This is a genomic window from Micromonospora sp. M71_S20, assembly GCF_003664255.1.
Taxonomy (GTDB): domain Bacteria; phylum Actinomycetota; class Actinomycetes; order Mycobacteriales; family Micromonosporaceae; genus Micromonospora.
This window is the reverse complement of the sequence record NZ_RCCV01000003.1, coordinates 100,414-111,989: the sequence shown is the minus strand read 5'-3', so window position 1 is coordinate 111,989 and position 11,576 is coordinate 100,414. Positions and strand designations below refer to the sequence as shown.

Genomic DNA, 11,576 nt, shown 5'->3' with positions numbered 1-11,576 from the left:
CTCGACGCCCGCGCCCGCGTCGACCGGGTCACGGCCACCCGGCGCGGCGTCCGGACCGGCCGCGCCGGTTCAGCGTGGGCGCCGCAGGTAGCGCCGCACCGGCGGCGGGTCCTCCTCGTCGTACGACCGGGCGGCCCGCACGGCCGCGGCCAGGCCGGAGCGGCGGACCCGCGGCGGCGGGTTGACCGCCGGGTCCCGGGCCATGTCCCGGACCAGTGCGGCGGCCAGGCCGAGCATCACCACGACGAAGGGCAGGGCGACGAGGATGGTCGCCTGTTGCAGCGCGTCCAGCCCGCCCACCAGCAGCAGTACGGCGGCGACCGCGCCGATCAGCACACCCCAGACCACCACCAGCACGCGGTGCGGGCGCAGCGCGCCCCGGGAGGTCAGCGAGCCGAGCACCAGTGACGCCGAATCGGCGCTGGTGACGAAGTACAGCGCGATCAGCACCATGGCCAGCACGCTGGTCAGCGTCGCCAGCGGCAGCGCGTCCAGCAGGCCGAAGAGGGCCTGCTCGGTGCCCGCCCCGACGTCGGCGACCAGGTCCCGGGCTCCGGTGGCCTGCGCCCGCAGCCCGCTCCCGCCCATCACGGCGAACCAGACCGCGCTGGCCCCGCTCGGCACCAGCAGCACCCCGACGACGAACTGCCGGACCGTCCGGCCCCGGGAGATGCGGGCGATGAAGGTGCCCACGAAGGGCGCCCAGGAGATCCACCACGCCCAGTAGAAGATCGTCCAGGAGCCGAGCCACGACGGATCGGAGAAGGCGCCGGTGCGGGTCGACATGAAGACCAGGTTGCTGAGGTAGTCGCCGACCGCAGCCGGCAGGACCTCCAGCGTGTAGATGGTCGGCCCGACCACGAAGACGAAGATCATCAGCAGCACCGCCAGCAGCACGTTGGTGGTGGAGAGCCACTTGATGCCGCGGTGCAGCCCGGAGAAGGCGGAGATGACGAAGGCCAGGGTGAGCGCGCCGATCACCACCAGTTCCACCGCGGTCGTGTCCGGAACACCCGCCACCAGGTCGAGGCCGGCGGCGACCTGGAGCGCGCCGAGGCCGAGGCTGGTCGCCGAGCCGAACACGGTGGCGAAGACGGCCAGCAGGTCGATCGCCCGCCCGGCCGCGCCGTCGGCGCGGTCCCCGAGCAGGGGGTGAAAGGCCGCCGAGATCCGGTTCTCCCGGCCCCTGCGGAAGGTCGAGTACGCCAGCGCGAGCGCGACGACGGCGTAGATCCCCCAGGGGTGCAGCGTCCAGTGGAAGAGGGTGTACTGCATCGCCGTGGCACCGGCCGCGCCGGTCTGCGGTGCGACGCCGGTGGCCGGCGGGGGCGCGGCGTAGTGCTGGATGGGCTCGGCGACGGCGAAGAAGACCAGGCCGATCCCCATCCCGGCGCTGAACATCATGGCCACCCAGGCCAGCGTGCTGAACTCCGGTTCGTCGTCGTCGGCGCCGAGCCGGATCCGGCCGAACCTCGTCGCCGCGATGATCACCGAGAGCACCAGGAAGGCGTCGGCGGCCACCACGAAGAACCAGCCGAAGGTGTCGATGACCCAGGCCAGGCCCGACTCGCCGAAGCCGGCCAGGGAGCCCCGGGCCAGCACGCCCCACGCCACCACGGCCAGGACGCCGCCGACGCTGAGCGCCAGCACCGTCCGGTCGATCCGGCCCACGGCCTGCGCCCGGTCCCGTACCTGCCCGCTCATGGCCACCCCCTGCCCATCCTGCTGGGCAGGGAGGCGGCACACGGCGATATCGGGCAGAACCCGCCCGGCCGGACCGCGTGCACGGGAGCCGGCCGGCTGGCCGGGACGATGGCGTCAGGTGCGGCCGTGGCCGGTCAGGTGTGACGGCGGCCGGTCAGGTGCGGAAGTGGCCGGTCAGGCCGGAACGGCGGCGGCCTCCTCGGCCTCCACCTGCCGGTTCCAGTCGGGCTTGCTGGCGCGCCAGCCCTCGTCGTCCAGGCCCCGGCGCCAATAGCCGGAGATGGAGAGCCGCTCGCGGGGAACGCCGCGCTCGATGCGGAGCAGGCGGCGCAGCTCCTTGACGAAGGTGGCCTCGCCGTGCACGAAGGCCTGCACGTCACCGGGCGGGAACTCCAGGGCGCGGACGGCCGCGACCAGGGCCTCCCCGACCGGGCGGTCGCCCCGGTGCAGCCAGGTCAGGCGCACCGCGCCCGGGCTGGCCAGCGGCTGCTCCTCGCTCGGGTCGTCGATCTCGACGAAGACGGTGGCCGGGGCGCCGGCGGGCAGCCGCTCCAGGGCGGCGGCGATGGCCGGCAGCGCGCTCTCGTCGCCCACCAACAGGTGCCAGTCGGCGTCGGGGCTGGGGGCGTAGTCTCCGCCGGGGCCGACGAAGGGCACCGGGTCGCCGGGGCGCAGCGCGGCCGCCCACGGCCCGCCCAGCCCCACGTCACCGTGGTGCACGATGTCGACGGTCAGCTCGCCGGCCGACGCGTCCCAGGCCCGCACCGTGTACGCGCGCAGCCGGGGCCACCGCTCCCGGGGCAGGTCGCGGCGCATCGCGTTGAGGTCCGACGGGATTGGATACTCCGTCCCCGGCGCCGGAAAGACGATCTTGATGTAGTGGTCGGTGAACTCGCCCACCGGCAGGCCGGCCAGCTCCTCACCCCCGAGCACCAGCCGGACGACGTGGGGGGTGGGCCGCTCGGTGCGCAGTACCCGGGCGGTGGTGACCTTGATGGGGCGCTCCGTCATGCCGGTTAGGTTAGCCTAAGTTTGCGCGGTAGCCCATCCCCCATCTCCCGTCGGCTGGTGCCCGCGCCCACCGCGCACCACCCGCGCGTGCCAGGCGACGGCCGCCGGGTCGGTCAGCGAGGCGACCTGGTCGACCACCACCCGGAGCCGGGCCGCGTCGTCCGGCGCGGCCGACCAGAGCGGGGCGAAGACGGGATCCAGCCCGTCCGGCGCCCGGTCGGCGAGGGCGTGCACCAGCTCGGCCAGCACCTCCCGCTGCCGCCGGTAGCGGCCCTCCGCGCCGGGGCGACGCATCACGTACCGCAGGGCGATGCCCTTGAGCAGCGCGCACCGCGCCCGGATCCGCCGGGGCACCACCAGGTCGGCGGCGTACCGGCGGTGCGGCCCGGGGCCGTACCGCTCCTGCGTGGCCGCCACCACCGTCGAGACGAAGCGGCCGGTCAGCACACTGGTGGTCGCCTTCAGCGCCGCCTGCGCGCGGTGGCTGCCGTCGTAGCCGGCCAGCGGGGCGAGCACCGGGTCGTCGAGCAGTTCCAGCAGCACGTCGCCGAGGTCGGCGGGGGACTCGCCGGAGTAGGTGGCGGCGACGTCGGCGCAGAGCGCGGCCCGCTCCTCGGGGTCGCGCAGCAGCGTACGCAGCGCCACGTACCCGCCGTGGATGCCGTCCTCGACGTCGTGCACCGAGTACGCGACGTCGTCGGCCCAGTCCATCACCTGCGCCTCCAGGCAGCGCCGGTCGTCACCCGGGCCGCCCGCGCGCAGCCAGGCGAAGAGCGGGAGGTCGTCGTCGTACACCCCGAACTTGCGCTGCTCCCGGCGGCGGGGCCACGGGTACTTGCTCACGGCGTCGAGCGAGGCGCGGGTCAGGTTGAGGCCGGCGGACCTGCCGTCCGGGGCGACCACCTTGGCCTCCAGCCGGGTCAGCACCCGCAGCGTCTGCGCGTTGCCCTCGAAGCCGCCGCACCCGGCCGCGAGGTCGTCCAGCGCGTCCTCGCCGTTGTGCCCGAACGGCGGGTGACCGAGGTCGTGGGCCAGCCCCGCGGTGTCGACCACGTCCGGGTCGCAGCCCAGCCGGGCCCCCATCTCCCGGGCGATCTGCGCGACCTCCAGCGAGTGGGTCAGCCGGGTACGCAGGAAGTCGTCCGTGCCGGCCGTGTGCACCTGGGTCTTCGCGGCCAGCCGCCGGAACGCCGCCGAGTGCAGCACCCGCGCGCGGTCCCGCTCGTACGCCGACCGCCCGTACCCGGTGTCCTTCGGCGGCTCGTCGACCCAGCGGGCGACGTCCGGATCCCCCGGCCCGGAAGGCTCAGTCCTCACGCTGCCGCAGCACGCAGAACTCGTTGCCCTCCGGGTCGGCCAGCACGGTCCACCCGCCGTCGCCCTGCCCCACGTCGACGTGCCGGGCCCCCATGTCGACCAGCCGCTCGACCTCGGCCTCCTGGTCGTCGGGGCGCAGGTCGATGTGCAGCCGGTTCTTGGTCGTCTTGTCGTCGGCCACCGGCACGAAGACGATGCCCGGCAGCCGGTCGGCGGACCGGCGGATCTCCACCTCGTCCGGCTGCTCGTTGACCACCTGGTAGCCCAGCGCCTCGGCCCACCAGCGGGCGAGCCGGGCGGGGTCCCGGGCGTCGACGGTCAGGCTCTCCCAGGCGCTGCTCATGCCGATCAGGTTACGCCCGCGCGCCGCGAACGGCGCGCCGCCGGCGCGCGCCCGACGGCTACGCAACCTCCGAACAGTCGAGAGTTGTCGACCGATCGCCGACGGTTACGGGATCGCGGTCCGGCATGGCCGCCGGTAGCGTTCCCAGCGCGGAACGTGACCAGACTGAGGGCCCGACGGTGGGGAGACGCCCGTGAACGCGGACACGATGATGGGAACGGAACTGTCGGAACTGCGCCGGCGCCGCCCGGAGGTGGCGGGCACGGTGCTGGCCGGCACCGACGGGCTGCTGATCTCCAGCGACCTGCCGACGACGGATGCCACCCACCTGGCGGCGCTCGCGGCGGCCAGTTTCGGCCTCGGCCACCGGGTGGCCGACACCGTGCGGCACGGCGAGTTCCGCGAATCGGTGGTCCGCACCTCGACCGGTGCCGTCGTCACCTATCCCGCCGGGCGCAACGCCCTGTTGACACTGGTCGCCGACGCCGGCGCCGACCTGGAGGAGCTGCACGCCGACGCGCGGGCGGTGGCCCGGCGCACCGGCTCGGTGCTGGACACCAACCGCCTGATCGGGGCGGCGACGGTGCCCGAGGCGCACGCCCGGCTCACGGCCCGCACCTCGGGCGGCAGGCTGCCCCGACGCGTCACGCCCCACACCTGGCGCCGCCCGCCGGTCTGAGCAACCTCCGGGAGCCGGTCGCGGCCGACTCCCGCCCCACGGTGCGGTCGCGCCGGCACGGGCCGCCCGCACGGCAGCGGCGGCGGATCCGCTCCCCCGGGTCCGCCGCCGGCCTGTCGTACCGTCCGCGTCAGCGGCTGTCGGAGCCGTCCGTCTCCACCGCCGCGCGGCCGGCCTCCAACCGGGCCACGGGCACCCGGAAGGGCGAGCAGGACACGTAGTCCAGGCCGACCTCGTGGAAGAAGTGCACCGATTCCGGGTCGCCCCCGTGCTCGCCGCAGACGCCGAGCTTCAGCTCCGGCCGGGCCGCCCGGCCCTCCTCCGCGGCGATGCGCACCAGCCGGCCCACGCCGTCGCGGTCGATCGACTCGAACGGCGAGATGCCGAAGATGCCCAGCTCCAGGTAGCGCCAGAAGAACGCGCCCTCCACGTCGTCGCGGGAGAAGCCCCAGCCCATCTGGGTCAGGTCGTTGGTGCCGAAGGAGAAGAACTGCGCCGCCTCGGCGATCTGGCCGGCGGTCAGCGCCGCCCGGGGCACCTCGATCATCGTGCCGATCAGCACCTCGACGCCGCTGTCCCCGACCACCTCGGCGATGATCTTCTCGGCCTCGGCGCGTACCGTCTCCAGCTCCTGCACCGCGCCGACCAGAGGGACCATGATCTCCGGCCTGGCCACCGCGCCGCTGCGGGTGACGGTGACCGCGGCCTCCGCGATCGCCCGGACCTGCATGGCGAACAGGCCGGGGATGACCAAACCGAGGCGGACGCCACGCAGACCCAGCATCGGGTTCTCCTCGTGCATCCGCCGGACGGCGGCGAGCAGCGCCTCCTCCTGCGCCACGTCCTCGCCGCGCTCCTGGGCGACCGCCACGTTGACCGCGAGCTGCTCCAGCGGGGGCAGGAACTCGTGCAGCGGCGGGTCGATCAGCCGGACGGTGACGGGCATCCCGTCCATCTCCCGGAAGATCTCCTCGAAGTCGGCGCGCTGCAACGGCAGCAGCGCGGCCAGCGCGGCCTCCCGGTCCGCGTTGTCGCGGGCCAGGATCAGTCGCTCGACCAGCTCGCGCCGGTCGCCGAGGAACATGTGCTCGGTGCGGCACAGGCCGATGCCCTCCGCACCGAAGCGCCGGGCCCGGGCGGCGTCCGCGCCGGTGTCGGCGTTCGTGCGTACCGCCAGCCGCCGCCTGGCGTCGGCGTGCGACATGATCCGGTGTACGGCCCGGACCAGCGCGTTGTCGACGTGCTCGGGGTCGAGGCTGCCCTCGAAGTACTGCACCACCTCCGACGGCATGACCGGCACCTCGCCGAGGTAGACCTTGCCGGTGGTGCCGTCGATGGAGACGATGTCGCCCTCGACGACGGTCTGCCCGCCGACGACGAAGCGGCGCTGCGGGACGTTGACGTCGATCTCGTCGGCGCCGGAGACGCAGGTCTTGCCCATCCCCCGCGCCACCACGGCGGCGTGGCTGGTCTTGCCGCCGCGCGAGGTGAGGATGCCCTGGGCGGCGATCATGCCGTTCAGGTCGTCGGGGTTGGTCTCGCGCCGGACCAGGATCACCGACTCCCCCTCGGCGGCCAGTTCGACCGCGCGGGCGGAGGTGAAGACCACCTTGCCCGACGCCGCGCCCGGCGACGCCCCGATGCCCTTGGCCACCGGCTGGAACTCGTGGTCGAGCCGGAACCGCGGGAACATCAGCTGGGCGAGCTGCGCGCCGTTGACCCGGTGCAGCGCCTCGTCGAGGTCGATCAGGCCCTCGTCGACGAGCTGCCCGGCGATGACGAACGCCGCGGCGGCGGTGCGCTTGCCGACGCGGGTCTGGAGCATCCAGAGCTTGCCGCGCTCGATGGTGAACTCGATGTCGCAGAGGTCCTTGTAGTGGCCCTCCAGCCGGGCCATGATGCCGAGCAGTTCGTCGTAGGACTTCTTGTCCAGCCGCTCCAGCTCCTGCAACGGCACGGTGTTGCGGATGCCCGCGACCACGTCCTCGCCCTGGGCGTTGGCCAGGTAGTCGCCGTAGATGCCCTGGGCGCCGCTGGCGGGGTCGCGGGTGAACGCGACGCCGGTGCCGGAGTCCGGGCCGAGGTTGCCGAAGACCATCGCCACCACGTTGACCGCGGTGCCCAGGTCAGCCGGGATCCGCTCCTGGCGGCGGTAGAGCACCGCGCGCTCGGCGTTCCACGACTCGAAGACCGCGCGGATGGCCAGGTCGAGCTGCTCGCGCGGCTCCTGCGGAAACTCCCGGCCGGTGTGCTTGAAGAAGATCTTCTTGTACGCGTCGACCAGCCCCCGCAGGTCGTCGGCGTCGAGGTCGAGGTCGTTCCCGGTGCCCTTGGCCCGCTTGGCGTCGTCGAGCGCGTGCTCGAACTCCTCGCCCGGCACCTCGCACACCGTCTTGCCGAACATCTGGATCAGACGGCGGTAGGAGTCCCAGGCGAACCGGTCCGCGCCGCCGCTGGCCTGCTGGTCCGCGCCGCCCGCCTGTCGGGCGAGCCCCTGGACGCTGCGGTCGTTGAGGCCGACGTTGAGGACGGTCTCCATCATCCCGGGCATGGAGAACTTGGCGCCGGAGCGCACGGACACCAGCAGCGGGTCCTCCGGGTCACCGAGGCGCTTGCCCATCGCCTGCTCCAGCGACGCGAGGTGCGCGGCGATCTGGTCGGCCAGGCCGTCGGGCTCCTCCCCGGTGGCGAGGTACGCCTTGCAGGCCTCCGTGGTGATCGTGAAGCCCGGTGGGACCGGCAGGCCGAGATTGGTCATCTCGGCCAGGTTGGCCCCCTTGCCGCCGAGCAGCTCCTTGAGATCCTTGTTGCCCTCGGCGAAGGCGTAGACGTACTTGTGTTCCACCGTCTCCTGCTTTGCCACCAGAGCCCTCCCACGCGCGCCGGTCCGACACTTAACGAAGGTTCAGTTGCTCTCATACCCCGGGATGGACCACCGGCAATCCCGGTGCCAAGCCGGCCGGTGGGCGAAGGCTAAGCGAACTTCGGGTGACCCGGGACCGTTCGGTGACAATAGGCACAGCTATCACGACTATCCGCGTTCGTACGGGTTTTTGGGAACGCTTCCACGCGCACGATCACGCATTTCCCGCTTCGCCTCGTATTCTTGGCCGCACGCTTTTCGGTGAACCTCACCTTTGCCATAACCGCCGCAAATACACCCCTCGGAGCCGACGCCGTGCCAGCCGTTCCCACCGCCGCCCCGGAGCCGCTCGACCCGTCCCGCGCCGCCGGGGTGGACGAGCGGACCCCCGCGCACCACGACCTGCCGGTCCACGAACCGACCGCCACCGAGCTGGCCCAGGCAGCGGCCCGGGCCGCCGACGACCTGCTCGCCCCGACGACCGGGGCCGCCGACGACCTGCTCCTTCCGCCGACCGGGGCCGCCGACGACCTGCCCGCCCCGCCGGCCCCGGTCCGGCTGGGCGACGTCGTGCCCGCCCCGGAACGGGTCGCGCCGGTCCCGGGCGCCGACTTCGTCCTCCCTCCCGACGCGGCGATCCGGGTGAGCCCCGACGACGCCGCCCGCGCCGTCGCCGGGCAGCTCGCCACCCTGCTCCGGCCGGCCACCGGCTACCCGCTGCCGGTGGCCGACGCCACCCGACCGGAGCCGGCCGGCGGCATCACGCTGACTCTGGCCGCCTCCGACGACCTCGGCGCGGAGGGCTACCGGCTCGACGTGACGTCCGACGGCGTACGGATCGAGGCCGCCACCCCCGCCGGGCTCTTCCACGGCGCGCAGACGCTGCGTCAGCTCCTGCCCGCCGCCATCGAGAGCCCGGTGCCGGTCGCCGAGCGCTGGGCGGTGCCCGGCGGTTCGATCACCGACCGGCCCCGGTTCCCGTACCGGGGGGCGATGCTCGACGTCGCCCGGCACTTCTTCGGCGTAGCGGACGTGCTGCGGGTGATCGACCACCTGGCCCGCTACAAGATCAACCACCTGCACCTGCACCTCACCGACGATCAGGGCTGGCGGATCGCGGTCGACTCCTGGCCGCGGCTGACGGAGGTCGGCGGGGCGAGCGAGGTGGGCGGCGGTCCGGGCGGGCACTACAGCCGCGACGACTACCGGCGGATCGTGGCCTACGCCGCCGAGCGGTACGTCACCGTGGTGCCGGAGATCGACCTGCCGGGGCACACCAACGCCGCGCTGACCGCATACGGTGAGCTGGCCCCGGACGGTATCGCGCCGCCGCCGTACACCGGCACCGACGTCGGCTTCAGCTACGTCGACCCCACGAACGAGCGGACGTACGAGTTCGTCGCCGACGTGCTGGGCGAGATCGCCGCGCTCACTCCCGGGCCGTGGCTGCACATCGGGGGCGACGAGGCGTTCAAGGTCCGCCCCGACGCGTACGCGGCCTTCGTCGAGCGGACCCAGCGCATCGTCGCCGGGACCGGCAAGACGGTGGTGGGCTGGCACCAGATCGCGCCCGTCGCGCACGCCGAGGGGCGGGTGCTCCAGTGGTGGGGCACCAAGGGCGAGGACCCGGTCACGGCGGACGCCGTCCAGCGGGGGGCGCGGCTCGTCCTCTCCCCCGGCAACCACGCCTACCTCGACATGAAGTACGCCCCGGACACCCCCATCGGGCACGACTGGGCCGGCCTGATCGACGTACGGCGGGCGTACGACTGGGATCCCGGCACCCACCTGGCCGGCGTACCGGCCGACGCGGTGCTCGGCGTGGAGGCGCCGCTGTGGACCGAGTCGGTCACCTCGCGGGCCGAGGTCGAGTTCATGCTCTTCCCGCGCCTGCCCGCGATCGCCGAGCTGGGTTGGTCGCCCCGCGCGACGCACGACTGGGCCGGGTTCCGCGACCGGCTGGCCGGGCACGGCCCGCGCTGGACCGCGGCCGGCACGGCCTTCCACCGCTCGCCGGAGATCCCCTGGCCCGCCGAGCGGCCGACTCAGGCCGGGCCACGCACGGCGATCCCCACCCAGACCGAGCGGCGGACTCGCGCCGGGCTACACACGGCAATCCCCGCCCAGGCCGGCCCCGAGGAGGCCCCCGCGCCCGCCCCGTCCGCCTGACGCCCGCCCCCCGGCGCCCAGCGCCCGCGCGATGTGGGCCACCCCGATGCGCTTGCGGAACACCCAGTGCGCCGCTGCGGACGGCGTCGCGCGGCAGGCCACCGACCGGATCATCGGCGGCATCGCCAACGGGTCGCTGCCGTCGGTTGCTGGCGGGCACGCGGGCATGGCTCGCTGGCCCAGCCCGCCGACGGCGCGGTCCCCGACGCCGGAGCGGGTGGGCTCCTCGCGCGCTGTCGAGCTGATGTCGTAGACGATTCAGCGATGTCCCGGCCCAGAGCGGCCGGGGAGACGGTTCGACAGCGCGGGGAGGAGTCACCCCGGGCCGGCTCCGACAACTCGCCCCGGGTGCCGTGCGGTTCGTGCCGGCGCGGCAGCGTGAGTCGTTTACGACATCAGCTCGACAGCGCGGTCGCGCCACCCCATGCTCACCGGACGGACCGATGGCGGCGGACTGCGATCCCTTGGGGCGTTTGTCGGGTTTCGGATGTCCGGATGGGTGCCCCGGGCGTGGCCTTCGTCCGGTGCGTCCCCGTGGTCGGCGCCACCTGGGCGGCGGAATCGTGGGCCGGCGCGGGTCGTTGAACATGGCATACCCACGGCGCTCCCCCGCGCCACGGGTGGCCCGACCGACCGGCGGAATGGCTGGCCGACCCGGGTCGTTGAGACATCCCGGACGCCCGAGCAGGCCCCCCGCCGCCGGAGCGATCCGTTCTGACCTCCCCCTTCGCGGCACGCCGCTCCCTCGCGCGTCCGCGCACCCCCGATCGAAAGGTGCCATCACCATGCGTATCGACATGCTGCGTAAGACCGCTCTGACCGCTGCCGGGCTCGCCTTCACCGGCGGCGCCATCGCCGGCCCCGTCACCACCGCCTTCGCCGCCCCCGCCGAGACCACACCCGTCTCGGTTGCGGCCCAGGACCGCAAGCACGGCGAGCGTGAGCTGGGCGTGCGCTACGAAGCCCAGCCCAACTTCTACTACTGCGGCCCCGCCGCCGCCCGCAACGCCCTCAGCGTCCAGGGCAAGAACATCGACGTCGACGCCATGGCCCAGCGCATGGGCACCACCGAAGCCGGCACCAACTCCATCAACGACATCACCCCCGTACTGAACAAGGAGACCGGCTCCGACGCCTACCAGTCCGTCGAGATCCGCGACCCCAAGGCCGACGACACGCAGACCGACAAGCTGCGCGCCGACATCGTCACCGCCATCGACGAAGGCCACGCCGTGGTCGCCAACATCGCCGGCACCGCCACCGACACCGACGGAGTCACCCACTCCTTCGAGGGCGGGCACTACATCAGCGTCGTCGGCTACCGCGACAACGGTGCGACCGTGACGATCGCCGACTCGGCCGACCCGAACCAGGCCTCCTACCGGATGAGCGTGGACAACCTGGCCGACTGGATCGCCACCCGCGGCTACACGGCCTGACCGACAACCGGCGACGACACCCGCACGAAGACGACAAGGGCCGGACCCCGC

Annotated in this window: 9 protein-coding genes; 4 read left to right on the top strand and 5 right to left on the bottom strand. The window is 73.6% G+C overall.

Going from position 1 to position 11,576, the window contains the following annotated elements; all coding sequences use genetic code 11:
* Positions 1-69: 69 nt before the first annotated feature.
* From DER29_RS25730 to DER29_RS25715, 4 genes are all read right to left on the bottom strand, one after another.
* The gene (locus tag DER29_RS25730; protein ID WP_121400263.1) at positions 70-1,704 is read right to left on the bottom strand and encodes a BCCT family transporter; all 1,635 of its coding nucleotides are present in this window, start codon (positions 1,702-1,704) and stop codon (positions 70-72) included.
* A gap of 174 nt (positions 1,705-1,878) precedes the next feature.
* Positions 1,879-2,715: a siderophore-interacting protein gene (locus DER29_RS25725; RefSeq protein WP_121400262.1), complete on the bottom strand. Its 837-nt coding sequence runs from the start codon at positions 2,713-2,715 to the stop codon at positions 1,879-1,881.
* 15 nt (positions 2,716-2,730) lie between these two features.
* Positions 2,731-4,032, bottom strand: a complete 1,302-nt coding sequence (locus DER29_RS25720) for a deoxyguanosinetriphosphate triphosphohydrolase (protein ID WP_121400261.1) — start codon at positions 4,030-4,032, stop codon at positions 2,731-2,733.
* Positions 4,022-4,375: a VOC family protein gene (locus tag DER29_RS25715; RefSeq protein WP_121400260.1), complete on the bottom strand. Its 354-nt coding sequence runs from the start codon at positions 4,373-4,375 to the stop codon at positions 4,022-4,024. The genes DER29_RS25720 and DER29_RS25715 overlap by 11 nt, the downstream gene beginning before the upstream one ends.
* 193 nt (positions 4,376-4,568) lie before the next feature.
* On the opposite strand from DER29_RS25715, the gene DER29_RS25710 reads away from it, so the two are divergent.
* Positions 4,569-5,054, top strand: coding sequence for a roadblock/LC7 domain-containing protein (locus DER29_RS25710; protein ID WP_121400259.1), 486 nt, complete (start codon positions 4,569-4,571; stop codon positions 5,052-5,054).
* Between the two features lie 130 nt (positions 5,055-5,184).
* Here DER29_RS25710 and ppdK read toward each other — a convergent pair whose 3' ends face one another.
* The gene (ppdK, locus tag DER29_RS25705; protein WP_121400258.1) at positions 5,185-7,917 is read right to left on the bottom strand and encodes a pyruvate, phosphate dikinase; all 2,733 of its coding nucleotides are present in this window, start codon (positions 7,915-7,917) and stop codon (positions 5,185-5,187) included.
* A 315-nt stretch (positions 7,918-8,232) separates the two neighbouring features.
* On the opposite strand from ppdK, the gene DER29_RS25700 reads away from it, so the two are divergent.
* From DER29_RS25700 to DER29_RS25690, 3 genes are all read left to right on the top strand, one after another.
* On the top strand, positions 8,233-10,086 hold the full coding sequence (locus DER29_RS25700; RefSeq protein WP_370040592.1) for a beta-N-acetylhexosaminidase: 1,854 nt from the start codon (positions 8,233-8,235) through the stop codon (positions 10,084-10,086).
* Positions 10,087-10,132: 46 nt separating this feature from the next.
* Complete coding sequence (locus DER29_RS25695; RefSeq protein ID WP_148710104.1) at positions 10,133-10,339, top strand: hypothetical protein; 207 nt, start codon at positions 10,133-10,135, stop codon at positions 10,337-10,339.
* Between the two features lie 532 nt (positions 10,340-10,871).
* A complete protein-coding gene (locus DER29_RS25690) occupies positions 10,872-11,525 on the top strand; it encodes a C39 family peptidase (RefSeq protein ID WP_121400256.1) in 654 nt (217 codons plus the stop codon).
* Positions 11,526-11,576 lie beyond the last annotated feature (51 nt).